We start from the raw sequence: 25,653 nt of genomic DNA, 5'->3' as shown, positions 1-25,653 counted from the left end.
CACCCCATCGACCCGCCCATGGATGCGCAGGCCCTGGCCGACATCGCCGCGCTCGACCCCGCTTTGCCGGACAACATCGAATCCACCGCCACCGCCCTGTCGCCGGGCGCGTCCGCCGCGCTGTTCATCGCCGCACGCATGGCGCTGCACGACGGGAAAAAGGGGGCCAATGCGGGTCAGGCCCACCCCTTCCATGAACGGTGTGAACTTCGCCCGCCGCTGGTCGATCGCGCCACCCTTCCGCCAGACGAAGCCGCCGCCCGCCTGCGCGGCGCATGGTGGGATGACGAACGCGAAGCCTTGCGCACCGACTATCCCGCCCCGCCCGGATTCGACGGCGAAGAAAGCGACGCAATCTACGACATAGACGGTTATGAGCGCGACCTGACCCCACAGGAAAGCGAAGCCCTGGCCGCGCTGGATGAAGCCCAGCGCCGCCCCTATGAAATCGCCGCCGCATTGGCGCGGGACGCCTTTTTCGGCTTCACGGCGTTGGAGGAAGCGGGGTGATGGCCGCGCGCATCGGCCGCCGATTTGCTATTCCGCCCGCCGACGCCTATAAAGGCGGCGCTACAGTCGCAAATCGACGGTCTTTCGGCGCTTTGCGGCCCTAAACTCCTTCTTTCCCTGCCCCTCTAGCACCCGGCCCGTCCACACGGGACAGGCCGTACGAAAGAAGGAACTACCCATGAGCATCACCGGAACCGTCAAGTTTTTCAACGCCGACAAGGGCTATGGCTTCATCGCCCCCGACAATGGCGGCGCGGACGCGTTCGTTCACATCACCGCCGTTGAGCGCGCTGGCCTGACCACGCTGCGCGAAAAGGACCGCGTTTCCTACGATCTGGAAGAAGATCGTCGCGGCAAGATGGCGGCTGTGAACCTCCAGCACGCCGAATAAGCGGTTGCGCTGTTCGTTCGGGCGCCATTTCGGTGGCGCCCGGACGCTTCCCCCGAACAAGGAGCGCACATATGACACATCCCGACTATCGCGGCCTCGCCGCCCAGGCCCGCACCGAAGCGGACGCCGCCACTCTCGCCAATGTCCGCGACCGCTGCCTGCGTTCGGAAGCCGGCTTCCTCGCCATGGCTGAACGCCAGGACCTCGCCGACCGCAACCGCGCCCGCCGCGAAGCCGCCACCGCCGCCGCCGCTGCTGCCGAACTGGCCTGATCCGGGCGGACCCGAACCGAGCGGGGGTGATCCGAGCGGGGCTGATCCGGGCTGGCCTGATCCGAGTGGGCTGAGATTCCGCTCCCTCATCTTGCCGGTCATCCGGCGCACCCCGTCGCCTCGTTCACATGCTGCGGGAACTCCACGGGCAGCCGCCCGTTACTCCTTCAAATTCCGCAACCAACGGCATTTTGACCAAGGAGTTTCCCACCATGATCCGTACCCTCATCTTCGGCGCAATCGCTGGCTACGTCGGCAAGAAGCTCTATGACGAAGGCAAGCTGACCGAGTTCAAGGACGACCTCGCCAACCGCTATCAGCAGGTTCGCCACGACATGTCCAACCGCTCAGCCAGCACCAACGGCGCCATGACCCCACCCGTCACGTCAATGCCACAGGATCGCGCATCCTCGTCGCTCTGACGGTCTAACCACCTTCTCCCAGCGGCGCTCCCTCAGCCGCTGGAACCCGCCCGCCCCGGCCCGCGCTTTTCCCCCCTTTAGCGTGGAACCGTTGGCGGGCGGCCTGCTCTTCGCAGCACAAAATCATCCATTCCGCTTACGCAACTTCCCGCCTCCACGGGGGTTATCCGTCGCAGGGGCGTCAAAAAAGGAGAGAGAAATGAAGCCTACCCCCATCCTCACCGCCGCGCTGCTGGCGCTACCGCTGATGGCCTGCACCAATGGCTATGGCGACCGCTACGGCTATAACCGTCCCGCAGGCACCTATTCCGGTCGCCAGATTAATGACAATGATTACATCTACCGCGACGCCGACGGCCGCTATTATTGCAAACGCGACGACGGCACCACCGGCACGATTGTCGGCGCAATTGCGGGGGGCGTTCTGGGCAACATCATCGCGCCTGGCGGATCGAAAACGCTCGGCACAATCATCGGCGCAGGCGGCGGCGCCCTCGCCGGTCGCGCGATCGATCGCAACGACGTACGCTGCGAATAACAAAAAGGGCGCGGCCATCACAACCGCGCCCTTTTCAGTTTATCCAACTGAGATTTAGAGCTTGCCCGTCAACTCCGGCACGATCTTGAACAGATCGCCGACCAGACCGATGTCCGCCACCTGGAAGATCGGCGCATCCTCATCCTTGTTGATGGCGATGATGGTCTTGGAATCCTTCATCCCCGCCAGATGCTGGATCGCGCCGGAAATACCCACGGCAATATAGACTTCGGGAGCGACGATCTTGCCTGTCTGCCCAACCTGATAATCGTTCGGCACATAGCCCGCATCGACCGCAGCACGGCTCGCACCAACCGCTGCGCCCAGCTTGTCCGCCAGCGGATAGATGACCTCTTCAAAGGTCGGCCCATCCTTCAGCGCACGGCCACCCGACACGATGATCTTGGCAGACGTCAGTTCCGGCCGCTCCTGCTTGGCGATCTCGGCGCCGACGAAGCTGCTGAGCCCCTTGTCGCCGGTCGAAGCAACCGCTTCCACCGCACCCGAACCACCCTCGCGCGCCGCCTTCTCAAAGGCGGTGCCGCGCACGGTGATCACCTTCTTGGCATCCTTCGACTTGACCGTCGCGATCGCGTTGCCTGCATAGATGGGCCGCGTGAACGTGTCTTCGCTCTCGACCGACAGGATGTCGCTGATCTGCATGACGTCCAGCAGAGCCGCGACGCGCGGCGCGATATTCTTGCCGTTGCTGGTGGCGGGCGCGACGAACGCGTCATGGCTGCCCATCAGCTCAACGACCAGCGGCGCGACATTTTCCGGCAAAGCATGACCGAAGGCCGCGTCATCGGCGACATGGACCTTGCCCACGCCAGCGATCTTCGCAGCCGCCTCGCCCACGCCGCCGACACCTGCGCCAGCGACCAGCAGATGCACTTCACCCAGCTTTGCAGCAGCGGTGACGGCGGAAAGGGTCGCGTCCTTGACGGCGCCGCCCTCATGTTCAACCCAGACAAGCGTCTTCATGCGGCAACTCCCAGAGCCTTGAGCTTCGCGACCAGTTCATCGACATCGGCAACCTTGACGCCAGCGGACCGCTTGGCGGGTTCGCTCACCTTGAGCGTTTCGAGGCGCGGCGAAATGTCCACGCCATAATCGGCGGGCGTCTTGGTGCTAAGCGGCTTGCTCTTCGCCTTCATGATGTTGGGCAGCGAAGCATAGCGCGGCTCATTCAAGCGCAGGTCGGTGGTGACGATCGCGGGGACATTGAGCTTTACCGTCTCCAGGCCGCCATCGACTTCGCGGGTCACGCTGACCTTGTCGCCTTCAACTTCGACCTTCGACGCGAAGGTGCCCTGCGGCAGGTTCAGCAGCGCCGCCAGCATCTGGCCGGTCTGGTTGCTGTCATCATCGATCGCCTGCTTGCCCAGGATGATCAGGCCAGCGCCTTCCTCTTCCTGCACCTTGGCGAGCAGCTTCGCGACGCCCAGCGGTTCGACTTCGTCATCGGTCTGGATCAGGATCGCGCGATCCGCGCCCATGGCCAGCGCCGTGCGCAGCGTTTCCTGCGCCTTGGCAACGCCGATCGACACCGCCACAACCTCGGTCGCCACGCCCTTTTCCTTCAGGCGGATGGCTTCCTCGACCGCGATCTCGTCAAATGGGTTCATGCTCATCTTGACGTTCGCCAGATCAACGCCCGTCCCATCCGCCTTCACACGCGGCTTCACATTATAGTCAATGACCCGCTTCACGGGCACAAGGATCTTCATCGCAACATCCTTTCGTTTCAGGCCACAGCCCGCATATGCGGGCAAGGACGCAGGCGCCCCCTAAAGACCGCCTGCGCCCCATGGTGTTTGTTCAAATGGCTGGAAAGTGCCTCAGGCTGCCTTCCTCACTTCCGCCACGATCTTCTTTGCCGCGTCGCCCAGGTCGTCCGCAGGGACGATGGCGAGGCCGGACGAGGCCAGAATGTCCTTGCCCTGCTGGACGTTCGTGCCTTCCAGGCGAACGACCAGAGGAACCGACAGGTCAACTTCCTTGGCGGCGGCGACGATGCCCTCGGCAATGATGTCGCACTTCATGATGCCACCGAAGATGTTGACGAGAATGCCCTTCACCGCCGGGTCCTTCAGGATGATCTTGAAGGCCGCGGTCACCTTCTCCTTATTGGCGCCGCCGCCGACGTCCAGGAAGTTGGCGGGGAATTCGCCGTTCAGCTTGATGATGTCCATCGTCGCCATGGCCAGGCCAGCGCCGTTCACCATGCAACCGATGTTGCCGTCCAGCTTGATGTAGGCGAGGTCATATTCGCTCGCTTCGACTTCGGCCGGATCTTCCTCGGTCAGGTCGCGCAACTCGGCAATGTCCTTGTGACGGAACATCGCGTTACCGTCAAAACCCACCTTGGCGTCCAGCACCAGCAGGTTGCCCTGCTCGGTCAGCGCCAGAGGATTGACTTCGATCTGCTCGGCGTCGGTGTCGAGGAACGCGGCATAGAGCGAGGACGCAACCTTGGCGGCCTGCTTCGCCTGATCACCAGTCAGGCCCAAAGCGGCAGCGACCGAACGACCGTGATGCGGCATGAAGCCCGTGGCGGGGTCGACACCAAAGGTGTGGATTTTTTCCGGGGTCGAGTGAGCGACCTCTTCAATGTCCATACCACCTTCGGTCGATACGACAAAAGCGATCCGGCTGCTTGCACGATCGACCAGCAGCGCCAGGTAGAATTCCTTCGCGATGTCCGCGCCGTCGGTGACATAGAGACGATTGACCTGCTTGCCCGCGTCACCGGTCTGGATGGTGACCAGCGTATTGCCCAGCATGTCGGTGGCATGCGCCTTCACCTCGTCCAGGTTGAAGGCCAGGCGGACGCCGCCCTTTGCTTCTGCGCCAAGTTCCTTGAACTTGCCCTTGCCGCGGCCACCGGCGTGGATCTGCGACTTCACGACATAGAGCGGCCCCGGCAACTTCTTGGCGGCTTCGACGGCTTCTTCAACCGTGAAGGCGGCGTGGCCGGCAGCAACCGGCGCACCATATTTCGCCAGAAGTTCCTTGGCCTGATATTCGTGAATGTTCATGGGCCCGGCCCGTCCTTTCGCCTGAAAAGCTGTTTCAGCGGCTAAAGCACAGGCCCATCCGGGACTCCAGCGCCATTTCGCAAAATCACTTTGCAAAATTGCCAAATGGATTTGACCTGCCTGACCGGTTTATTGCAGAATCACCCTAGCAGCGTGCACGCAATGGCCGCTTTGCTGGTCACGATAAATATTTCAGGATCCTCGATCGCCCGCAGTTTGTGCAGGAAACGATCGACCGACAGAGCCCCCATGTGTGAGTTGCGGAGAGAGGCTAGTGACTGGACACGTCTGAGCTGCGCCAGGCTAAGGCGGTCGGCCATCCTTTCCGCCATGCACCCGGCGGTCACTGGGGGCAGACCGGCATCCGTCAGGCCAGCGCGCAAACGCGCTTCAGGCGACAGCGTCGCACAAGAGCCAAGGAGAAGCGCCGCAGGAAGCAGGCAACCAAGAATATGGAAAGATCGGACTGTCATGACCCGCCCATGGCTTCCAAAGCCTGAACGCAGCGTAAACGGTTGAGAGTCCGCGCCCTGGCAGAACTCGTTCACTACGGATTTTAGCGGAAGATCAGTGCGCGAGATTCACAAGCCGTGCATTTTCCCGCCGATAAGCGTCAATTTGATCGGAATAGCCGCGCGCGAGACTTTCATAGGCGATCTTTCCCTGTTGCGACCGACTCAGCTGCGCGCGGATCAGAGAAACCTGCTGCCTGCGCAGAAGATAGTTCACGTCCTTCTCTCCGGTCATTCACACCCTCCTATCTTGTCGTTTAAAGACATTGGCGGGATGCCGCGACTCTTCGCGAGTCGTCATTATGGCAAAGCGACCATAGCAGTCGCTCCAAGCCCTAGCGATTCGTCCCGACGCGCCAGAGGAGCATTCCAGCGAGAAAAATGAGCCTGGGGGCCGGGACTATGAGCACAACTTTGCCCATTCAAGTCCATCGATAACATGCCTCACCCCGCCTTACGTGGCAGGCAACTATTTGTCTTTTTTAAGAAAAGGCCAAAATATAATTGAAACCCCGGTCTGATGGTGGCAACCGCGCCACTCCATCAGGGGGGCGTCATCATGGGGGAAATGCTGGTCGCCACTCTGGCGATCATTCATCATGAGATTCTGCTGTTCGCGGTCGTGGGCCTTGCAGTGGGCGGCATAGACGATTTTCTCGTGGACGTAGTTTTCTTGTGTCGTCGATGGTGGCGCAATTTCACCGTTTATTCGCGGCATTCCCGGATGACCACGGCAACGCTGCCCAAATCGTCCAACCCCGGCCGGATCGCCATCTTCGTTCCCGCCTGGGGTGAAGCGGATGTCATCGGCCCCATGCTCCGCAATGCTTTGGCGCAATGGAAAATAGGCCAATATCGCATTTTTGTCGGCGTCTATCCGAATGACGAGGCCACGCTAGACGCCGTTGCCCAAGTCGCCAAGAATGAGCCGCGCCTCATCCTTTGCGTCAATGAAAAGCCCGGCCCCACGACGAAGGCTGATTGCCTGAACCTGCTATGGCGTACCATGCTACAGGAGGAAGGTCACACCGGCTGCCGATTCAAGGCTATCGCCCTTCACGATGCCGAAGATGTGGTTCATGCCGACGAAATCCGCCTGTTCGACCTCATGATCGATCGGTTCCCGCTGGTTCAATTGCCGGTCCTTCCGCTTCCTGGGCAAGGCAGCTGGTGGGCACGGGCTATCGCCAATCATTACTGTGACGAATTTGCCGAAAGCCACGGAAAGTCCCTGACTGTCCGCGAAGCGATGGGAGCTTCCATGCCTTCGGCCGGAGTAGCTTGCGCCTTTGACCGCGACATTTTGGAAAAAATGGTCGATCCGGGCAATGGCGGTCCGTTCGATCCCGCTTCCCTCACAGAAGATTATGAGGTTGGCCTGCGTATTGCCGACATGGGCGGTCGCGGCGTTTTCATCCGCATGCGCGACAGCGACGGACAACTGGTCGCCACTCGGGAATATTTCCCTGACAGCCTGCACGCCGCCGTTCGGCAGAAAGCGCGTTGGATCATCGGGATTTCGTTGGCGGGATGGGACCGGATGGGTTGGCACGGCGGACCCACCGAATGGTGGATGCGAATTCGCGATCGGCGTGCTGCACTGGCCGCCTTCATCCTGTTTGCCGCCTATATCGCATTTCTGCTTTGGTGGATTCTTCAGGTCGGGGCCTGGTTCGGCTTGGGGGACGCCTATCGGCCTTCTCCAACCGTCGAACTGCTTCTCTGGCTGAACTTCGCCTTCTTATCCTGGCGCGTTGCCATGCGCGTCGCCTTTGTCAGCCGGGATTATGGCTGGCGCTATGGATTAGGCGCAATTCCCCGAACCTTCCTGGCCAATTTAATCTCCTTGTTTGCGGCCCGGCGCGCCGTTTCCCGCTATCTCGATTCGCTGTTCGGCAAATCGCTGGTTTGGGAAAAGACACAGCACCGCTTCCCACCAATATAAGGTCCGCATGAGAACAAATAATAGCGGTCGCCCGGTTCGCTTCTTTGTCCTGCTGATGAGCAGTTGGGCGGCGGTCCGTTTCTTCAGCGCGATGAATGAAGGGCTGGACCCGCCCGTCAGCCCTGCACCCGACACACGGACCCCATCATTTGCCGGGATGAACGGAACATTCCGGCATATAGCGTCGCGTAACCCGATCCCTCTTCTCCACCAACGACCACATCCTCTTTTGCTGGATGCACTGTCGCCCAAGCCAATAAGGCTCCGCCGTCGATCATCGCTGCCCGTTCCAACAGCGGTTCAAAGCAGTTTTCTGGCATATCATGATGCCAGGCCAGGCGATGCCTTCATCCCTTCACCGGCCCTTCCACCCGGCATTTCGGCTGCATCGGCAAATCCCGGTCAAAGCACCAGATGGCGGGGCAGCGCATGGACGCTGTGGCGCGAAGGTAGTTCCACGTCAGCGGATGCCGCACCCATAGGTCGGTTGGGCGGATCGCAGGCGGGTATGCGACTGGACTATGATCTCACGCCTCACGCGCAGGGTCGCATCACGGCATATGGACGTTTCAGCGCCGCGCTGAACAGCCCTGCCTCACCTGAGTCGGCCTTGGGCGTCAGCTGGCAACCGATCAGGACGTTATCAATTACATTTGCAGCGGAACGCAGGATCGCGGCGGGCCGGGGCGCGCGGGACGCCAATGCCCTGCTGGCCGTCGGGGGATTTGGACCGACGCAGCTTCTGCCCGGATTGGAAGCTGAAGCTTATGCTCAGGGCGGCGTGGTCGGCTTTCGCGCACGCGATCTGTTTGCCGACGGCAAGTTTTCGCTCCTGATCCCGATTGCGAAGTCGCCTCTCAAGCTGGGGGCCAGCATTTCAGGAGGCGCGCAACCCAGCGTCGAAAGGCTGGACATAGGACCCGAAATACAGCTGCGACTGCCGTTACCGCGGTTGGCCACCCGTTTGAGCCTGGAATGGCGATCGCGCGTTGCCGGTCACGCCGCTCCACCATCCGGCCTGGCCGTGACCCTGGGTGCTGATTTTTGATCATCTGACGCGCACCGCCTTTATCTCGCCGCGCATTGGGCTTAACTCCATGGCTCAATGGATCTTTACCTCCCCGTCGCCAACCTGTCGGTCAACGCACTGGTGATCATCGCCCTGGGTGGCGTGGTCGGCCTATTGTCGGGCATGTTCGGCGTGGGCGGCGGTTTCCTGACAACGCCGCTCCTCATCTTCTATGGCATCCCGCCGACGGTGGCCGCAGCTTCCGCCGCAAGCCAGGTGACCGGCGCAAGTGTCTCTGGCGTGTTTACGCACATGGCGCGGGGAACGGTGGATGTGCGCATGGGCGGCGTGTTGACCGCCGGCGGCATTGTCGGAGCGGTGATCGGTGTTTTCCTGTTTCGCCTGTTCCAGGCCCTGGGCCAGATCGATACCATGATCGGCATTCTCTATGTCCTGATGCTGGGTGGCATCGGAATGCTGATGGCGAAGGAATCTATTCAGGCGCTCATCGCGCTCAAGACCGGAAAGCGGCCAGCAGCGCGCAAGCGGCGTCATCATCCGCTCGTTTCAGCATTACCGATGCGTTGGCGCTTCTACCGTTCGGGCCTGTATATTTCTCCGCTAGCGCCGCTGCTGCTCGGTATGGCCACGGGCATATTGACGATGTTGCTGGGCGTGGGCGGCGGCTTCATCCTGGTGCCTGCCATGCTCTATCTTCTGGGGATGACGACCCAATCGGTGGTTGGCACGTCCCTGTTTCAGATTTTGTTCGTGACCATGGCGACGACGATGATGCATGCCATGACAACGAAGGCGGTCGATCTGGTGCTCGCGCTGCTGTTGCTGATCGGCAGCGTCACGGGCGCGCAGATCGGCACGCGCATTTCCATGAAAGTGCGGCCCGAATATCTGCGAATTCTTCTCGCCTCGATCGTCCTCCTGGTGGCGGCGCGCATGGCGCTGGGCTTGGGATTCCGGCCAGACGAAATCTATACGGTCGAAGTCAATTGAATCGCCGCATGCGTCCACTATGGCTCGGGCCAGCGCTGCTGTTGCTGAGCGCCGCAGACCAGCCCATATTGGTGCCCGACGTATCGCAGCGCGAAGTGGAAATTCAGTACAGCTTCACCGGTGCGGACCTGCTGCTATTTGGGGCCATCGTCTACCCTGATGGGCGGCAACCCAAAAAGCCCGCCGATATTCTGGTCGTCCTGAAAGGTCCCGACCAATCGATCACGATACGTGAAAAGCAAAAAGTGGCTGGCATCTGGATCAATGCAGACACAGCCCGCTTCCGGTCCGCACCCAGTTTCTACGCGATGGCGTCCTCCCGCCCCATCGAACAGGTCGTGGACCAGCGCACCGCCGCGATTTACGAAATGGGCGTTGAAAAGCTCCAGCTATCCCCCTCCTCTCTCAATGAAAGCGCGGAACTCGATCGGTTCCAGGCGGGGCTGATCGACCTTAGGGAACGCGCTGGGCTGTATGTCGAGCGTGCTGGCACGGTGGAAATCACCGGGGGCGTTCTGTACCGCGCCCGCTTACCCTTGTCGGCACGGGTGATTGTGGGTGACTACACTGCCGAAACCTTCCTGGTGCAGGATGGCCGCGTTGTGGCCGCCGCAGTCCGGGACATCACCATCCGCAAATCCGGTTTTGAACAGTTCATGGCGGTGGCGGCAGAACAGTGGCCGTTTCTATATGGCTTGACCGCCATAGCTCTGGCGGTCGGAATGGGCTGGGCCGCCGGAGCGATCGCACGCCGGTTCTAGGCCTCAGGGATTAAGATCGACCCGCTCGTCCTCCGCAAACAGCATTTCCAGTAAAAGCGACCGATGACAGGCGCTCGCCTCCCGTTCAAAACACAAGAGCGCAGTCGGCCGCTCAGCCGCCATCTCCCGAAGCTGCTCGGACGCGACCACCGCCTCCGGCAGATCAAGCTGCGCTGTATAAATCTCCCGCAGCTTCACATGATCGCCCTTGCGCGCGGCCTCCCGGCCCTCAGGCGGCGTTCCCAACGCTTTCAAGCCCACATAGTCGATGCCCGCCTCGCGAAGCCCGGCCGCCAAAATATTCTTGGAAAAGCCGGGCCGCCGGGACAATGGCACGGCCCTGACGTCGGCCAGCAGCGTCACTCCCGCCTCCTGCAGAGCGGCGATGACCTCCGCCTGGGTCGCGCCCTCATATCCAATCGTGAAAATCCGCATACAGCAAACATAGGAAGGGCGAACGACTTTCCAACATCGGGTCTTCCGCTCAACAATCCCCGTCGATCTTGCCCTCTTTCTCGCCCTCGCTTAAAGGGTCCGTTCATGCCCGACATCACCGTTCCATCCGCCTCGCCTGACTTGACCGGTCGGGCGCTGTTTCCGCATCGGCATCTGCTTTCCATCGCGGACCTGAAGCCGTGGGAAATCCGCTTCCTGCTCGATGAGGCGGAACATTGGGCAAAGACCAATCGCGACAATGCCCGCAAACATGATGGCCGGCTGGCAGGGATGACGCAGATCAACGCGTTTTTCGAAAACAGCACGCGCACGCTGCTGTCGTTCGAGATCGCGGGCAAGCGGCTGGGCGCAGATGTCGTGAACATGCACGCCAGCCAGTCGAGCGTGAAGAAGGGCGAAACCCTGATCGACACCGCGATGACGCTGAACGCGATGGCTGCCGACGTGATCGTCATTCGCCATGCGAGTTCCGGCGCGGTGGCACTGATCGCGGACAAGGTCGACTGCCCCGTGCTCAATGCAGGCGACGGGTGGCACCAGCACCCGACCCAGGCATTGCTCGACGCGCTGACCATCCGTCGGCGCAAGGGAGGGTTTGAAGGGTTGATCGTCGCGATCTGCGGCGACGTGCTGCACAGCCGGGTCGCCCGATCCAACATGCTTTGCCTTGCCGCGCTCGGCGCTCAGGTGCGGGCGGTCGCCCCCCCGACACTGATGCCGCCAGAGGTGGAGATGCTGGGCGCGACGCCTTTCTACCGCATGGACGACGGACTGGATGGCGCTGACGTGGTGATGATGTTGCGCCTTCAAAATGAGCGGATGGACGGAGCGTTCATCCCCTCGCCGCGCGAGTATCATATGCTCTACGGCCTGACGCCTGAACGGCTCGCGATCGCCAAGCCGGACGCCCTGGTGATGCACCCTGGCCCCATGAACCGGGGGGTCGAAATCTCCAGCGTCGTGGCGGACCATCCTGAACGATCGGCCATCACGGAACAGGTCGAAATGGGGGTCGCCATCCGCATGGCATGTTTGGATGTGCTGACCCGCAACGCGCGCGGGGTGGAGGGATGGTCTTGAACATCCCTGCCAATAACGAGGAATCCTTGGGCATGAACAAGCTCGCCATCGTCAACGGAAAGCTGGCCGATCCCGCCGGTCAGGACCTCACCGACGGGGTCATCCTGATCGAGGGCGACCATATCATAGCGGCGGGTAATGTCGCCGTGCCGGACGACGTGGATCGGATCGACGCTGCGGGACTGGTGGTTGCGCCTGGCCTGGTCGACCTGGGCGTCTTTGCGACCGACAAGCCGGCCTTTCACTTCGGCGGGATAACCCGGGCGGCCCTGATGCCCGATCAATCATCGCCCCTGGATGAATCGGGCCTGATCCGCCAAGCCACGCGAGCGGGCAAACCTGATTTCTGGGTCCACCCGATCGCCGCCGCGACGCGCGCGCTGAAAGGGACCGAACTAGCCGAAATCGGCATGATGCAGGCTGCGGGGGCCAAGGCAGTCGGCACCGGGCGGCAATGGATCGCGGATTCCGGCGTGATGATGCGCGTGCTTGCTTATGCGTCGGGCCTGGGGCTGACCGTCATCACCCATGCAGAAGATGGCGGACTTACCGGGAAAGCCGTTGCCACCAGCGGCGAAACCGCCACTCGCCTGGGCCTGCCCCATGCCCCAGCCTGCGCCGAAGCCATGGCGATCGCGCGCGACATCATGTTGGCGCGCGTGACCGGCGCGGCAATCCACTTCCGGCTCGTCACCACAAAGGCGGGCTTCGACCTGATCCGCGCCGCGAAAGCCGAAGGGCTGAACGTCACCTGCGGCATCAGCCCCGCCTATCTCTTCCTGGCTGATAATGCCGTCACGGATTTCCGCACCTTTGCGCTGATGTCGCCGCCGCTGCGGTCGGAGGATGATCGAAAAGCCTCGCTCGCGGCAGTGGCGGACGGAACAGTCGACGTGATTACGTCCAGCCATGATCCCAGAGGGCCGGAGGATAAGCGACTGCCGTTCGCGGACGCCTCGCCCGGCATGGCGGGGGCCGAAACGCTGCTGGCCCTGTCGCTCAACCTGGTCCGCGACGGGCATGTATCGCTCAACCGGCTCATGGCCCTGCTCAGCGCCAATCCGGCAAGGATATTGGGCGTCAATGCAGGCAGCTTCGCGCCGGGCAGCGCGGCGGATCTCATCTTCATCGACCCCGATACGCCCTGGATAGTGGATTCGGAAAGAATGGCGGCGCAGGCAGGAAACACGCCCTTCGACCGGATGCCCGTGCAAGGCCGTGCACGCCGCATAATGAAGGGCGGCGTTTTCCTTTGACGGATGGCGCGATTATCTCCCTTGCCCTCCCCGGCAGGCCACGCTAAAGCGCCGTCCTTCGCCGGCACAGGAGTGTAGCTCAGCTGGTAGAGCGTCGGTCTCCAAAACCGAATGCCGGGGGTTCGAGTCCCTCCACTCCTGCCACGTCGCGCCTGCTTATCCTTGATTTTTCAGGGGTTCGGGGCTAGGCGGCAAAGCGAAGATGGGTCGCGGAGCCAGCGGCCGCACCCCCGGACGCCGACATGGCGGGATCGGGAGGGCGGACTGTTGCTTCGCGCTTTGGTGTTTGGTTCGAAGGTTTAGAGGCAACGATGGCGAAGGTTTCTCCGGGCGAATTCGTCAATCAGGTGAAGACTGAGGCGTCGAAGATCGTATGGCCGACCGGCCGCGAAACGGTGATGACCGCAATCATGGTCGCCATCATGACGACGGTGCTGGGCCTCTTCTTCTTCGGCATCGACACCTTCTTCGGCGCGATTGTTCAGTGGCTGCTGGCGTTCGCCGCCAATCAGGCCTGAACGATTATTTGTGGCGCGATTTCCGATCCAGCCGGTTTGACCGGCTTCGAAATTGCTCTGACGGGAGTTTGAGACGGTAACATGGCGCGCTGGTACATCATCCACGCCTATTCGGGCTTCGAAAACAAGGTCAAGGAATCGATCCTGTCCGAAGCCGAGCGCATGGGCCTCTCCCAACTGGTCGAGCAGGTGGAAGTCCCCACCGAGACCGTGACCGAGGTTAAGCGCGGCAAGAAGGTGCAGGTCGAACGCAAGTTCATGCCTGGCTATGTCCTTGCCAAGCTGGCGTTGAACGACGACATCTATCACCTCGTCAAGAACACGCCGAAGGTGACGGGTTTCCTCGGTTCCTCCGGCAAACCGCAGGCGATCAGCGAAACCGAGGCAGCTCGCTATTTCGGCGCCCGCAAGGAAGCTGAAGCCGCGCCGAAGCACAAGGTCAGCGTCGATTACGAAATCGGCGACAGCGTCAAGGTGCTGGACGGTCCCTTCGCCAGCTTCAACGGCACGGTCGAAGAACTGGATTTCGAAAAGAACCGGGTCAAGGTGTCCGTGTCGATCTTCGGCCGCGCGACGCCAGTCGAACTGGACTTCGAACAGGTCGAACTGTCGAAGTAAGAATTTCCCTCTCCCGCAAGCGGGAGAGGGCAGCGAGACTTGGCGGCTCAGCCGCCTAGTCGCAGCGGGAGAGGGCTTAACCCCCTCTCCAAATCGGTCTAAGCGGCGAGCCGCTAAGACCTCCTAGTCCTCTCCCCTGAAGGGGCGAGGATATATATGCAGTGCGGGAGGCTTTCTTCGGAATGCCGCTTGACCGCTAAACTTGAACCGGTGGATTTGCCCGCAAATCTGCCAGCAACAGAGTGAGTGAAAATGGCCAAGAAGATTACGGGCTATATCAAGCTCCAGGTGCCCGCTGGAGCCGCCAACCCCTCGCCGCCGATCGGTCCGGCGCTGGGTCAGCGCGGTGTGAACATCATGGAATTCTGCAAGGCGTTCAACGCCTCGACGGAAAAGATGGACAAGGGCACGCCGCTGCCGACCATCATCACCGTTTATGCGGACCGTTCGTTCAGCTTCGTCACGAAGCAGCCGCCCGCCACCTATCTGATCAAGAAGGCGGTTAACCTGAAGTCGGGTTCCAAGGAACCGGGCAAGGTCGTCGCCGCCCAGATCAAGCGGTCGCAGCTCGCCGAAATCGCCCAGGCCAAGATGGTTGACCTGAACGCGAACGACATCGACGCAGCGACGAAGATCATCGAAGGCTCCGCTCGCGCGATGGGCCTCGAAGTGGTGGAGGGCTAAGATCATGGCAAAGCTGACGAAGAAGGCGAAGGCTCTCGCCACTGCGGTTGACCGCGAAAAGCTGCACGGCGTTGATGAAGCGCTGGGCCTGATCAAGACCCATGCGACCGCCAAGTTCGACGAAAGCGTCGAAATCGCGATCAACCTGGGCGTCGATCCGCGTCACGCCGACCAGATGGTCCGTGGCGTCGTCACCCTGCCCGCTGGCACCGGCAAGACCGTTCGCGTCGCCGTGTTCGCCCGTGGCGACAAGGCTGAAGCCGCAACCGCCGCTGGCGCAGACATTGTCGGCGCGGAAGATCTGCTGGAATCGATCCAGGCTGGCAACATCGACTTCCAGCGCGTGATCGCCACCCCTGACATGATGGGTCTGGTTGGTCGCCTCGGTAAGGTTCTGGGTCCCAAGGGCCTGATGCCGAACCCGAAGCTGGGCACCGTGACTCCGAACGTCGCCGAAGCGGTCAAGGCCGCCAAGGGTGGTCAGATCGAATTCCGCGTTGAAAAGGCCGGCATCATCCATGCCGGTCTAGGCAAGGCCAGCTTTACCCAGGACGACCTGCGCAAGAATTTCGACGCCTTCGTTGACGCGATCGTCAAGGCGAAGCCATCGGGTTCCAAGGGCAAATATGTCCGCAAGATCGCCCTGTCGTCTTCGATGGGTCCGGGCGTGAAGGTCGATGTGGCGGAAGTCGCTTCAGCCTGATCTGACGGATAGAATTGATAGGGGAGCCTCCTTTCTCCACGCGGGGAAGGAGGCTTTCTTCTTTTGTGCTACTATAGCCTGAACAGCAACGTGCTCCTGCGCAGGCAGGAGCCCAGTTCAGAGCGTGGGACTGGGCTCCTGCCTGCGCAGGAGCACGGCATTTCTAAACACCGCTGGGGACCTCCCAACGACGGTGTGAACTTCGGGGTGTGTGACCTTGCATCCCGGACTCCTCCATAGGCAGGAGCGCATCAGGTCATCATGTATCCGTCGGGAATGGCGGGTCGCTTTACCGACGGAAATTATAATGTCTTTTGAACATCTCCCCCCCCTCCTCTCCGACGCATTGACGCGGAAAGGATATGAAAAACTCACCCCGGTGCAGGCCGAAGTGACACAGCCCGAAGCGCAGGGTCGCGACCTTATCGTTTCGGCGCAGACCGGCTCCGGCAAGACAGTCGCGTTTGGTCTGACAATGGCTGGCGAACTGCTGGGCGAACACAACCGCCTTCCCGTTGCGGGCAAGCCACTGGCGCTCGCCATTGCGCCGACCCGCGAGCTGGCGCTCCAGGTGAGCCGTGAGCTTGAATGGCTCTATGGCGAGGCTCGCGCCCGCATCGCGACCTGCGTCGGCGGTATGGATGCCTCCAAAGAACGCCGGGCACTCAGCCACGGCGCGCATATCGTCGTCGGCACGCCCGGTCGTCTGCGCGACCATCTCGAACGCGGGGCGCTTGACCTGTCTGGCCTCAAGACCGTGGTGCTTGATGAAGCCGACGAAATGCTCGACATGGGTTTTCGCGAAGATCTGGAAGAAATTCTGGACGGCGCGCCCGATGATCGTCGCACCCTGCTGTTCTCCGCCACCATGCCCAAGCCGATTGTGGCGCTCGCCAAGCGCTATCAAAAGGACGCGCTGCGCATCTCCACAGTCAGCGATGAGCGCGGCCATGGCGACATCAGCTATCAGGCAGTGACCGTCGCTCCCGCCGACATTGAAAACGCCGTGGTCAACCTGCTGCGCTATCATGAGGCGGAAACCGCCATCCTGTTCTGCGCCACTCGCGACAACGTCCGTCACCTCCACGCCAGCCTCACCGAACGTGGTTTTGCCGCCGTGGCGCTATCGGGCGAGCATAGCCAGAATGAGCGCAACCACGCGCTTCAGGCACTGCGCGACCGTCGTGCACGGGTCTGCGTGGCCACCGACGTCGCTGCGCGCGGCATCGACCTGCCCAACCTCAGCTTGGTCGTCCATGTCGAAATTCCACGCGACGCCGAAACGATGCAGCATCGGTCCGGTCGAACCGGACGCGCGGGCAAGAAGGGAACCGCGGTTCTCGTCGTGCCATATCCGCGCCGCCGCCGCGTCGAATCCATGCTGCGTGGAGCGAAGATCCCCGTCGAATGGGGCACCCCTCCGAGCAAGGAAGCCATTCAGGAACAGGATAACGCCCGGCTGCGCTCCACTCTGATGGAGCGGACGGACCTGGACGAGCAGGATTGGGCATTGGGCGCGGAACTACTGGCGGAAAAGAGCGCCAAGGAAATCGCGGCGATGCTGGTGAAGAGCGCTCGGGCCGCGCTCCCCGCCCCTGAGGAATTACTCGACGCCAGTGAAGCCCCTGTCCGCCGGGAAGGACCCCGTCCGGGCTTTGAAGACACTGTCTGGTTCCGCATGGACATCGGACGGCGGCAAAATGCCGACCCCCGCTGGATACTTCCGCTGATCTGTCGACGCGGACATGTATCGCGGCAGGATATCGGCGCGATCAGGATCGCGGCGAACGAAACCATGTTCGAAATCCCGTCGGCCTTCGCTGAGCGCTTTTTGAGCGCGGTGAAACGGACCGGTCAGGCCAGCGACGAAGGGGCAGAGGTCGCGATTGAACGGATCGAGGGGGCGCCGCGAGAAGTCGCGCGGGAGAATCGCCGGGACCGCGCTCCCGGAAAAGGTCGTCCCAACAGCGACCGGGGACCGCGTCCCCCAGCACACAGTCCACGACCGTTCAAAGGCGGACCCAGGCAGGGCGGCCCCCGAAAATCTCGCGGGTGAATTTTACAGGGCCGCTTCTGATAAAGCGGCCCTGATCATCGCCTCATCCTGCACCGCAAAGCGACAACATCCGCGCAGCCAGTTCTCGCTCACCCATGACAACATGCCGCACGCCCAGCTTTTCAAGATGAGCGACCTCCGCATCGGAATGGGCACGGGCGATGACCTGAAGTTCAGGGTTGAGATGGCGGGCATGTTCGTGAATCGCGCCACCCTCAAACCCTTCGGGGACCGCGATCAACATGCGGCGTGCTTTACGGATACCCGCTGCCAGCAGATGACGATCATCCAGCGCGCTGCCCCGGACCACTGACAGGCCGTCCTCTTCGGCTTCATCCGCCCGATCAGCATCGCTTTCCATCACGACGAAATGCACTTTCCGTTCTGCCAGTCGGGCAGCAATCAACTTGCCGACGCGCCCATATCCCACGAGCAAAACGTGGCCGATCAGGGGGACCTGCCTCGCTTTTTCCGCCGCTTCCTCTTCTTCGATCTCCTCTTCCTTATGGTCGCGCACGATGAGGGAAAATATGAATGGATTAAGGAAGATCGATACGATCGCACCCGCCAGAATCAAATCACGCGCCTCGGCGGGCAGCACTCCCAGTGTCGTCCCCAGCGACGCCAGGATGAAAGAAAATTCACCGATCTGGGCAAGACTGGCCGCGATGGTCAGCGCCGTGTCGCCCGGATGGCCGAACGCGCGCATGATTGCAAAAGCGGCGATGGACTTGCCGATTACAATGATCAGGACCGTCACCAACAATGGCAGGGGCTGTTGTACCACGATCGCAGGATTGAAGAGCATACCCACGGACACGAAAAACAGCACTGCAAAGGCATCGCGCAATGGCAGCGTCTCTTCAGTCGCGCGCCTACTCAACGGAGTTTCGCCCAGGATCATTCCGGCGAAAAAGGCACCCAATGCGAAGGAAACATCGAACGCAATCGCCGCGCCAAATGCGACGCCTAGTGCGATGGCGAGCACGGCAAGGCGAAAAAGCTCCCGCGAGCCGCTGTGTACAACCCAATGCAGCACCCAGGGAATGATACGACGACCGACAACGAGCATGAGGGCGACAAAGCCCGCAACCTTGAGGAGCGTACTCAAAAGCGGTGCAAGCAAAGCCTCCGCTCCGCCTGAACCATCCGCGCTGTTCATAACCCCCGCGAGCGCGGGAAGCAGTACCAGAGCCAGGACCATGACCAGATCTTCGACGATCAGCCAGCCCACCGCGATCCGCCCCCGTCGGGTTTCGACAAGGTCAGCTCCCTGCAGCGCGCGCAGCAGGACGACGGTGCTGGCCACCGATAGCGCTAATCCGAAAACAAGCCCTCCCAGGACAGACCATCCCATGAAGTGGCCCAACCCAATCCCCATGAGAGTCGCGACGGCTATCTGTCCAATAGCGCCGGGGACGGCGATATTCTTGACCGAAAGAAGATCGCGGAGGGAAAAATGAAGGCCGACGCCGAACATCAGCAAGATGACCCCGATCTCGGCAAGTTCGTTCGCGAGTCCGGTATTGGCGACGAAGCCAGGTGTGAAGGGACCGACGAGTATCCCCGCGATGAGATATCCGACGAGCGGCGACAATTTCAGCCGGTGGGCAATGGCGCCCATTATGAAGGCGACGACCAAACCTGCTACGATCGTGCCGATCAGCGGCGTGTGATGGGGCATATATGCTATTCCTGTGCGTCGACGTGATCGCGTGGTGCGTGAATGTTGTTCGCTTGGCTAGCATCGCTGCCAGAGCGATTAACGCTAGCCCACCCCCATTTTCGGTGGGGAATGGAAAATATCTTCCGATTGGTGGCGGTCCGCAAAGCGTGGCCGACACAATTATCAGAAGAACGCTGGAGGTGCGCGGGCGTGTTGGTCGGATACGAGCGCAGGATGGCGGTCATGGCTGCGATACTGTCTTGCCCAGCGTTTCGCGACTATTGTGGGAGCGCCGGGAGAAAGGATCGTGACAGGGGAAAACCATGAATGAGGCACAGGATGGAAATGGATTTTCGATCGATCGCCGTCTGGTTCATGCAGGACGGGGCCAGCCGCTACCAGGGGGGACCGGGCCTTCAGGATTACGCTGGTCGTGGCGGGGTTGAAGGCCGATCCGGTCAGCCTGCTGGAAGGCAGTCCCAGCGGCGCGAGGGCGGAGAATAGCGCGACGACGATCGCCATGCACAGGGCCGCGAAGAAGAGGCCACGCCCCTTCCCCCTGCTGCCCGTGAGCGACGTTGACCTCATGCGCTTTAATGATCCCTTCGGCCCATCAGATAGCGACGGATCGGGTCGAAAACCAGTGCCCATCGCCAGTGGCCGTCACAGCCCATATCAGTTGACAGGTCCGAGTCATTGCACTACCGGGCCACATTCCCACGCGGGTCAACAGGACTTCAAAGGTCCTCGACGATCTGCGTCAAAGCAGATTTGAACGAGAAGAGAAGAGCCATGTTCGCAGTCGTGCGCACGGGCGGCAAGCAATATCGCGTCGCCGCCGGAGACAAGATCGTCGTTGAAAAGCTGGCCGGTGAGGCTGGCGACAAGGTGACCCTGGACGACGTCCTGTTCGCCGGTGAAGGCAAAGACGTCAAGGATGCCCAGAAGCTGACCGTAGCCGCCGAGATCATCGCGCAGGCGAAGGGTGAGAAGGTCATCGTTTTCAAAAAGCGTCGCCGTCATAATTATCGCCGCAAGAACGGCCACCGCCAGAATCACACGATCCTGAAGATCGTATCGATCGGCGCCTGAGCGCTGCTGGCAAACAAGTTTCGAGGAGTTTGAGTCATGGCACATAAGAAAGCTGGCGGTTCATCGCGTAACGGTCGCGATTCGGAATCGAAGCGCCTTGGCGTGAAGAAGTTCGGCGGTCAGGAAGTGATCGGCGGCAACATCATCATTCGCCAGCGCGGCACCCGCGTCTATCCCGGCCGTAACGTCGGCATGGGCAAGGACCATACGCTGTTCGCACTGGGCGAAGGCCGCGTGGTATTCCACACTGGCAAGCTGGGCCGCAAATATGTGTCGGTCGATGCAATGGCAGCAGCAGCCGAATAACGGACGATCGATGACGGATCGTTCCTCACCAACGGGGCGATCCTTTCGGCACAAGCTTTTCCAGCCTGCCGATATTCGAGGGAAAAAGGGGGCGCCTCCATCAGGGAGCGCCCCCTTTTTCCGTTCAGCGGCGTTCCCCCTCATTTTCCCTCAAAGCTCTGGAACAACTGATCGCCTCGCGCGTCCTGCGGGCGGGGCTCAGCCAGAGAAATATCGTCGTCAAGCCGTAACTTTTTGCGGCCATTGGCGAGCCGACAGAGGAGAGATTTGAAGATGTTCGCCCGTACCCCACGCCTGCTGCTGAGGCCCGGCTGGATCGAAGACGCCCCCGCACTTGCCAAGGCGATTAATGACCCGGCGGTCCTGCGCAATTTGAGCCGCGTTCCCGCGCCCTATGGCGAAGAGGATGCGCGCAATTTCCTGTCGCAGCCGCATGATTTGCGCATGCCGCAACTGCTGGCCTTCACCCGCACCCAGGGCGCCCCCCGGCTGGTCGGCGGATGCGGCGTGCATCTGGCGGACGATGGTGCGCCGGAGATCGGCTATTGGGTCGCTCGCCCCTATTGGGGACTGGGCTTTGCCACCGAAGCCGCAGGCGCGATCATGAGCATGGCGCGCGCAGCGGGCATCGGCGCGATTCGCGCGGCGCACTTCGCCGACAACCCCGCGTCGGGCAACGTGTTGCGCAAGATCGGTTTCCGACCGATGGGCCGGATCGAACAACGTTACAGCCCCGCGCGCGGCGCGATGGCCGACTGCCTGGTGTTCGAAGAAGGCGTAGGCGGTCGAATGCCCACGGACGTGGCGATCGACCTGTATCGGGACGCGGCCCCGGCGCTGGCCGCATGAAGCAGACATGACAGGATAAGGCGGTACATTCGCGACTGCCTTATCCTGACGAAAGCGTGCCGCGCCGCCGGTCGCAGACCTGTTAAAATCGATCGCCAATCTTGCTGCGTGAGACGAGGTTTAATTCCGCGTCATAAGCGGCTATGGGCCAGCGATGCATTTTCTGGATCAGGCTAAGATATTCATCAAATCCGGCTGGGGCGGACCCGGCGCGGTCAGTTTCCGGCGGGAAAAATATGTCGAATATGGGGGCCCCGACGGCGGTAACGGCGGCAAGGGCGGCGACATTATTTTCGAAGCGGTCGCCGGGCTGAACACGCTTATCGATTTTCGGTACACCCAACATTTCAAGGCGCAGCGCGGCAAGGGCGGCGCGGGCAAGAATCGCTATGGCGCGGGTGGCGAAGACCTGATCGTCAAGGTGCCGGTCGGAACCCAGATCCTGTCGGACCCCGTGCCGATCGATGGCACCGAAGATGAAGACGGCTATCCCGAATATGAAGAGCAGGAAGTGCTGGCCGACTTTACCGAAGTTGGCCAGCGCATGGTATTCCTGCGCGGCGGCGATGGCGGTCGAGGCAATCTGTCCTACAAGACCAGCACCAACCGCGCCCCGCGCCAGCACGGCACGGGGTGGCCGGGGCAGGAAATGTGGGTGTGGCTGCGCCTGAAACTGCTGGCCGATGTCGGACTGGTCGGGATGCCCAACGCAGGCAAGTCGACCCTGATCAACCAGGTCACCAATACCAAGGCCAAGGTCGGGGCCTATGCCTTTACCACCACCAAGCCGCAATTGGGTGTGGTCCAGCATCGTGACCGCGAATTCGTGCTGGCCGACATTCCCGGCCTGATCGAAGGCGCAGCCGAAGGCGCGGGCATCGGCGACCGATTTTTGGGACATATCGAAAGGTGCCGCGTGCTGTTGCACCTGATCGACGCGACCAGCGACGACCCGGTCGATGCATTCCGCATCGTGCAGGACGAACTGGCGGCCTATGGCGGCGGCCTGGATGAAAAGCCGCAGATCGTGGCGCTGAACAAGGGTGACCTTTTGGGTCAGGAGTTGATGGAGGATATCGCCGCCCAGCTTCGCAGCGAGGCGGGCGTGAAGGATGTGTTCATCATTTCCGGCGCGACCGGGGAAGGTGTGCCCGCACTGCTGGACGCGGTGCTGCCCCTGTTCGGAGAGGCCAAGGCCAAGGACGTGGACGCGCCGGACGAAGAAGGCGAAACGTCGTGGTCGCCGATCTGAACGGAACGCCCAAGACGCGTGCGCCGCAGTCCCTGGCGGACAGCAGGCGTGCGGCTATCCTGCGTTGCGTTCTAACCTGATGGATATTGTTTCCGTGACCCCTTCGCTATCCGGCTTTCCCCCTGCCCTGATCCGCCGTCTGGTCATCAAGATCGGGTCGGCGCTGCTGGTCGATGCAGATGGGCAGGTGCGGGAAAGCTGGTTGCGGACGCTGGTCGATGACATCGCCGCGCGCAAGGCAGCCGGGCAGCAGATCATCGTCGTGTCGTCCGGTGCGATCGCATTGGGTGCGCGGCGGTTGAAACTGCCCAAGGGCGGGCGCGGCAGCCTGGAAGACGCGCAGGCCGCCGCCGCGACGGGCCAGATCGCCCTGTCGCAATGCTGGGCCAGCCTGTTGCAGGACCGCGGCATCACCGCCGCGCAGATGCTGGTGACGCTGGACGACCTGGAACATCGGCGGCGTTACCTGAACGCTTCGGCGACGCTGGAACGGTTGATGGCGCTGGACGTGGTGCCGGTGGTCAATGAAAATGACAGCGTGGCGACGGCGGAAATCCGCTTTGGCGACAATGACCGGCTGGCGGCAAGGATCGGACAGGCGGCACGGGCTGACGCGGTTGTGCTGCTGTCGGACGTGGACGGGCTTTACACCGCCAATCCGCACGCCAATGCGGACGCAATGCTGATAGAGACAATAGAGCGCATCGATGCGCAAATCGCCGCTATGGCGGACAGCGGTTCCGCGTCCGGCATGGGATCGGGCGGCATGACGTCAAAGATCGAGGCGGCCCGAATCGCCACCGGCGCGGGCGCTCACCTGGCGATCATTTCCGGCAAGGTCGATGCGCCGCTGTCGCATTGGGAGAATGGCGGGCGCGGGTCCATTTTCGTGGCAGCCCCCGCCAAGCGTGCGCGCAAGGGCTGGCTGGCCGGACGGTTGACGGTACGCGGCCGCATCACCGTGGACGCGGGCGCGGAACGGGCGCTGGGCAAAGGCAACAGCCTGTTGCCAGCGGGTGTTTCCGGGGTCGAAGGCGTGTTTGAGCGCGGCGATGTCGTGGACATTCTGACCCAGGATGGCCGCGTGATCGCGCGTGGGCTGAGCGAATATGACAGCGCGCAGGCGACCCGCATCATCGGCAAGCGCAGCGAGGATATCGCTGCTTTGCTGGGCGAACTGCCCCGATCGGTGCTGGTCCATCGCGATCATATGGCGATGGTCTGACGCATCATGAACCTACGCATTGCAATGACGGGCGCGACGGGATTCGTCGGCGCCGAAACACTTAATCAGGCGCTGGCCGCCGGTCATCATGTCACCGCCATCACCCGCCGGGCGCAACCGCCGCGCGCGCGCCTGAAATGGGTGCCGGGTTCGCTGAGTGATCGAGCCGCGCTGAATACGCTGGTGCGCGACGCCGATGTCGTGATCCACATCGCGGGCGTGGTGAACGCGCCTGACCGGGAAGGTTTCGAAGTCGGCAATGCGCGCGGCACCATGGCGCTGGTCGACGCCATGCGCCAGCGCGGGGTGCGGCGGTTGATCCATGTGTCGTCGCTGGCGGCGCGGGAACCGGACCTGTCCGACTATGGATGGTCCAAGGAACTGGCCGAACGCCATGTGAAGGCCAGCGGGCTGGATTGGACCATCGTGCGGCCCCCCGCCATTTATGGACCGGGCGACCGCGAGATGCTGGAACTGTTCCGCATGGCCCGGCGCGGCATCATGCTGCTGCCTCCGGGCGGACGGCTTTCGCTGATTGAGGTTGGAGACCTTTCCCGATTGCTGCTGGCAGTGGCGGCCGAGCAGGAAGAGAGCCTGGCCCAATGTTATGAAGCCGATGACGGCACACCGGGCGGTTGGGACCATCTGGAGTTCGGCCAGGCGATCGGGCGCGCGGTCGGGCGTTCGGTGCGGACCTTTTCGACGCCAAGCTGGGCGTTGGGTGTGGGCGCGCGGCTGGACCGGATATTGCGCGGCAAGGGCGCGAAACTGACACAGGATCGGGTCAGCTATTTCTGCCATCCCGACTGGGTCGTGGCGAAGCGGAAGAAGCCGCCCAAGTCACTGTGGCAGCCGCAGGTCGCGACCGAGGACGGATTGAAGGCGACGGCAGAGGCCTATCGGGTCAAGGGCTGGATTTAGAGCGTCTTCGGAGCAGGTAGGACGCCCGCCGAACGGCTACTCATCCTCCGGCGCGGGTGGGCGGGCGCGGCGTTCCGCGACGAATTCACTGATCGCCTGGCCGCTGGCATTGAGCAGCGGATAGGTGCGCGCGTCGGACAGCCAATCGGGCCGCCGGGCGGTGCTGCCATAAAAAGTGTCGTAGACGAGGCTGAAGGCAAGGAAGACGAGCGTCGCGCCGATCAGCCCCTTTACCGCGCCGAAACCCGCGCCCAGCACGCGGTCCACTGGCCCCAGCACCGACTGGCGGGTGCGGCGGCCAATGGCGTGGGCAAGGATTTTTCCAGCGCCAAAGGTGATGCCGAAGACAAGGACGAAGGCGAGTACTGCCGCGCCGCTGCTGGTGCCGACGAAGGGTGTCAGCAGTTCAGCGACCGAACTGTGGAACAGGCGGATGGCGAAAATGCCCGAAACCCAGGCGATCAGCGACAATGTTTCGAGGACGAAACCACGCAGCAGGCCCAGGACAGCGCATCCACCCAGCGCGAGGAGGACGAGGATATCGACGGCGTTCATGGCC

Annotated in this window: 30 protein-coding genes, 1 tRNA gene and 1 pseudogene; 24 read left to right on the top strand and 8 right to left on the bottom strand. The window is 62.0% G+C overall.

Going from position 1 to position 25,653, the window contains the following annotated elements; all coding sequences use genetic code 11:
- From ACI3KQ_RS13225 to ACI3KQ_RS13205, 5 genes and pseudogenes are all read left to right on the top strand, one after another.
- Positions 1-510: pseudogene (locus ACI3KQ_RS13225) on the top strand (hypothetical protein); the annotation flags it as partial.
- Between the two features lie 178 nt (positions 511-688).
- Complete coding sequence (locus ACI3KQ_RS13220; protein ID WP_167301845.1) at positions 689-901, top strand: cold-shock protein; 213 nt, start codon at positions 689-691, stop codon at positions 899-901.
- 71 nt (positions 902-972) lie between these two features.
- Positions 973-1,173 (top strand): hypothetical protein, encoded by a 201-nt coding sequence (locus ACI3KQ_RS13215; protein ID WP_404958317.1) that lies wholly within the window; start codon positions 973-975, stop codon positions 1,171-1,173.
- 212 nt (positions 1,174-1,385) lie between these two features.
- On the top strand, positions 1,386-1,595 hold the full coding sequence (locus tag ACI3KQ_RS13210) for a hypothetical protein (RefSeq protein WP_404958316.1): 210 nt from the start codon (positions 1,386-1,388) through the stop codon (positions 1,593-1,595).
- Positions 1,596-1,794: 199 nt separating this feature from the next.
- A complete protein-coding gene (locus ACI3KQ_RS13205) occupies positions 1,795-2,133 on the top strand; it encodes a glycine zipper 2TM domain-containing protein (protein ID WP_404958314.1) in 339 nt (112 codons plus the stop codon).
- A 54-nt stretch (positions 2,134-2,187) separates the two neighbouring features.
- On the opposite strand, the gene ACI3KQ_RS13200 is transcribed toward ACI3KQ_RS13205, so the two are convergent.
- The 5 genes from ACI3KQ_RS13200 to ACI3KQ_RS13180 all read right to left on the bottom strand — a co-directional run bounded on the left by ACI3KQ_RS13200 (position 2,188) and on the right by ACI3KQ_RS13180 (position 5,921).
- Positions 2,188-3,117, bottom strand: a complete 930-nt coding sequence (locus tag ACI3KQ_RS13200; protein WP_404958312.1) for an electron transfer flavoprotein subunit alpha/FixB family protein — start codon at positions 3,115-3,117, stop codon at positions 2,188-2,190.
- The gene (locus ACI3KQ_RS13195; protein ID WP_404958310.1) at positions 3,114-3,863 is read right to left on the bottom strand and encodes an electron transfer flavoprotein subunit beta/FixA family protein; all 750 of its coding nucleotides are present in this window, start codon (positions 3,861-3,863) and stop codon (positions 3,114-3,116) included. The genes ACI3KQ_RS13200 and ACI3KQ_RS13195 overlap by 4 nt, the downstream gene beginning before the upstream one ends.
- Before the next feature lie 111 nt (positions 3,864-3,974).
- Positions 3,975-5,174: an ADP-forming succinate--CoA ligase subunit beta gene (gene sucC / locus ACI3KQ_RS13190; protein WP_404958308.1), complete on the bottom strand. Its 1,200-nt coding sequence runs from the start codon at positions 5,172-5,174 to the stop codon at positions 3,975-3,977.
- 140 nt (positions 5,175-5,314) lie between these two features.
- On the bottom strand, positions 5,315-5,647 hold the full coding sequence (locus ACI3KQ_RS13185; protein WP_404958306.1) for a hypothetical protein: 333 nt from the start codon (positions 5,645-5,647) through the stop codon (positions 5,315-5,317).
- Between the two features lie 94 nt (positions 5,648-5,741).
- On the bottom strand, positions 5,742-5,921 hold the full coding sequence (locus ACI3KQ_RS13180; RefSeq protein ID WP_404958304.1) for a hypothetical protein: 180 nt from the start codon (positions 5,919-5,921) through the stop codon (positions 5,742-5,744).
- Between the two features lie 333 nt (positions 5,922-6,254).
- Here ACI3KQ_RS13180 and ACI3KQ_RS13175 point away from each other — a divergent pair, with 333 nt between their 5' ends.
- The 4 genes from ACI3KQ_RS13175 to ACI3KQ_RS13160 all read left to right on the top strand — a co-directional run bounded on the left by ACI3KQ_RS13175 (position 6,255) and on the right by ACI3KQ_RS13160 (position 10,412).
- Complete coding sequence (locus ACI3KQ_RS13175; RefSeq protein ID WP_404958333.1) at positions 6,255-7,631, top strand: glycosyl transferase family protein; 1,377 nt, start codon at positions 6,255-6,257, stop codon at positions 7,629-7,631.
- 508 nt (positions 7,632-8,139) lie between these two features.
- The gene (locus ACI3KQ_RS13170) at positions 8,140-8,679 is read left to right on the top strand and encodes a hypothetical protein (protein WP_404958302.1); all 540 of its coding nucleotides are present in this window, start codon (positions 8,140-8,142) and stop codon (positions 8,677-8,679) included.
- Between the two features lie 57 nt (positions 8,680-8,736).
- Entirely contained in the window at positions 8,737-9,651 is a 915-nt protein-coding gene (locus ACI3KQ_RS13165) for a sulfite exporter TauE/SafE family protein (RefSeq protein WP_404958300.1), read from the top strand.
- 8 nt (positions 9,652-9,659) lie between these two features.
- On the top strand, positions 9,660-10,412 hold the full coding sequence (locus ACI3KQ_RS13160) for a TIGR02186 family protein (RefSeq protein ID WP_404958298.1): 753 nt from the start codon (positions 9,660-9,662) through the stop codon (positions 10,410-10,412).
- A gap of 3 nt (positions 10,413-10,415) precedes the next feature.
- Here ACI3KQ_RS13160 and ACI3KQ_RS13155 read toward each other — a convergent pair whose 3' ends face one another.
- Positions 10,416-10,847: a DUF488 family protein gene (locus tag ACI3KQ_RS13155; RefSeq protein WP_404958296.1), complete on the bottom strand. Its 432-nt coding sequence runs from the start codon at positions 10,845-10,847 to the stop codon at positions 10,416-10,418.
- A gap of 105 nt (positions 10,848-10,952) precedes the next feature.
- On the opposite strand from ACI3KQ_RS13155, the gene ACI3KQ_RS13150 reads away from it, so the two are divergent.
- The 8 genes from ACI3KQ_RS13150 (at position 10,953) to ACI3KQ_RS13115 (ending at position 17,783) form a co-directional block, all read left to right on the top strand.
- Positions 10,953-11,948 (top strand): aspartate carbamoyltransferase catalytic subunit, encoded by a 996-nt coding sequence (locus ACI3KQ_RS13150; RefSeq protein ID WP_404958294.1) that lies wholly within the window; start codon positions 10,953-10,955, stop codon positions 11,946-11,948.
- A 32-nt stretch (positions 11,949-11,980) separates the two neighbouring features.
- Positions 11,981-13,204, top strand: a complete 1,224-nt coding sequence (locus ACI3KQ_RS13145; RefSeq protein ID WP_404958292.1) for a dihydroorotase — start codon at positions 11,981-11,983, stop codon at positions 13,202-13,204.
- Between the two features lie 68 nt (positions 13,205-13,272).
- Positions 13,273-13,348 (top strand) — tRNA-Trp (locus tag ACI3KQ_RS13140).
- A 167-nt stretch (positions 13,349-13,515) separates the two neighbouring features.
- Entirely contained in the window at positions 13,516-13,722 is a 207-nt protein-coding gene (gene secE, locus ACI3KQ_RS13135) for a preprotein translocase subunit SecE (protein WP_404958290.1), read from the top strand.
- Positions 13,723-13,803: 81 nt separating this feature from the next.
- Entirely contained in the window at positions 13,804-14,340 is a 537-nt protein-coding gene (nusG, locus tag ACI3KQ_RS13130; protein WP_167301860.1) for a transcription termination/antitermination protein NusG, read from the top strand.
- A 252-nt stretch (positions 14,341-14,592) separates the two neighbouring features.
- On the top strand, positions 14,593-15,024 hold the full coding sequence (gene rplK / locus ACI3KQ_RS13125; RefSeq protein ID WP_404958288.1) for a 50S ribosomal protein L11: 432 nt from the start codon (positions 14,593-14,595) through the stop codon (positions 15,022-15,024).
- A 4-nt stretch (positions 15,025-15,028) separates the two neighbouring features.
- Complete coding sequence (gene rplA / locus ACI3KQ_RS13120) at positions 15,029-15,727, top strand: 50S ribosomal protein L1 (RefSeq protein WP_404958286.1); 699 nt, start codon at positions 15,029-15,031, stop codon at positions 15,725-15,727.
- A gap of 307 nt (positions 15,728-16,034) precedes the next feature.
- Positions 16,035-17,783 carry a DEAD/DEAH box helicase gene (locus ACI3KQ_RS13115; protein ID WP_404958285.1) on the top strand — a complete coding sequence of 583 codons (1,749 nt, stop codon included), beginning with the start codon at positions 16,035-16,037 and terminating at the stop codon, positions 17,781-17,783.
- Positions 17,784-17,826: 43 nt separating this feature from the next.
- Here the strand turns inward: ACI3KQ_RS13115 and ybaL are convergent, their stop codons facing one another.
- The gene (gene ybaL / locus ACI3KQ_RS13110; RefSeq protein ID WP_404958283.1) at positions 17,827-19,467 is read right to left on the bottom strand and encodes a YbaL family putative K(+) efflux transporter; all 1,641 of its coding nucleotides are present in this window, start codon (positions 19,465-19,467) and stop codon (positions 17,827-17,829) included.
- Between the two features lie 321 nt (positions 19,468-19,788).
- On the opposite strand from ybaL, the gene ACI3KQ_RS13105 reads away from it, so the two are divergent.
- The 7 genes from ACI3KQ_RS13105 to ACI3KQ_RS13075 all read left to right on the top strand — a co-directional run bounded on the left by ACI3KQ_RS13105 (position 19,789) and on the right by ACI3KQ_RS13075 (position 25,094).
- A complete protein-coding gene (locus ACI3KQ_RS13105; RefSeq protein WP_404958281.1) occupies positions 19,789-19,953 on the top strand; it encodes a hypothetical protein in 165 nt (54 codons plus the stop codon).
- A 288-nt stretch (positions 19,954-20,241) separates the two neighbouring features.
- On the top strand, positions 20,242-20,541 hold the full coding sequence (gene rplU / locus ACI3KQ_RS13100; protein WP_404958279.1) for a 50S ribosomal protein L21: 300 nt from the start codon (positions 20,242-20,244) through the stop codon (positions 20,539-20,541).
- A gap of 36 nt (positions 20,542-20,577) precedes the next feature.
- Positions 20,578-20,847 (top strand): 50S ribosomal protein L27, encoded by a 270-nt coding sequence (rpmA, locus tag ACI3KQ_RS13095; protein ID WP_167301866.1) that lies wholly within the window; start codon positions 20,578-20,580, stop codon positions 20,845-20,847.
- Positions 20,848-21,120: 273 nt separating this feature from the next.
- Positions 21,121-21,696 (top strand): GNAT family N-acetyltransferase, encoded by a 576-nt coding sequence (locus ACI3KQ_RS13090; protein ID WP_404958277.1) that lies wholly within the window; start codon positions 21,121-21,123, stop codon positions 21,694-21,696.
- 154 nt (positions 21,697-21,850) lie between these two features.
- Positions 21,851-22,948 carry a GTPase ObgE gene (gene obgE, locus ACI3KQ_RS13085; RefSeq protein WP_404958275.1) on the top strand — a complete coding sequence of 366 codons (1,098 nt, stop codon included), beginning with the start codon at positions 21,851-21,853 and terminating at the stop codon, positions 22,946-22,948.
- Between the two features lie 94 nt (positions 22,949-23,042).
- Complete coding sequence (gene proB, locus ACI3KQ_RS13080; protein WP_404958273.1) at positions 23,043-24,173, top strand: glutamate 5-kinase; 1,131 nt, start codon at positions 23,043-23,045, stop codon at positions 24,171-24,173.
- A 6-nt stretch (positions 24,174-24,179) separates the two neighbouring features.
- Positions 24,180-25,094: an NAD-dependent epimerase/dehydratase family protein gene (locus ACI3KQ_RS13075; protein WP_404958271.1), complete on the top strand. Its 915-nt coding sequence runs from the start codon at positions 24,180-24,182 to the stop codon at positions 25,092-25,094.
- 36 nt (positions 25,095-25,130) lie between these two features.
- Here the strand turns inward: ACI3KQ_RS13075 and ACI3KQ_RS13070 are convergent, their stop codons facing one another.
- Positions 25,131-25,649 carry a CvpA family protein gene (locus ACI3KQ_RS13070; RefSeq protein WP_404958269.1) on the bottom strand — a complete coding sequence of 173 codons (519 nt, stop codon included), beginning with the start codon at positions 25,647-25,649 and terminating at the stop codon, positions 25,131-25,133.
- Between the last annotated feature and the right edge of the window lie 4 nt (positions 25,650-25,653).

The sequence above is a fragment of the Sphingobium sp. ZW T5_29 genome, from assembly GCF_044987515.1.
Taxonomy (GTDB): domain Bacteria; phylum Pseudomonadota; class Alphaproteobacteria; order Sphingomonadales; family Sphingomonadaceae; genus Sphingobium.
The sequence above is the reverse complement of the archived record's forward strand: the minus strand, read 5'-3'. Positions and strand labels throughout refer to the sequence as shown.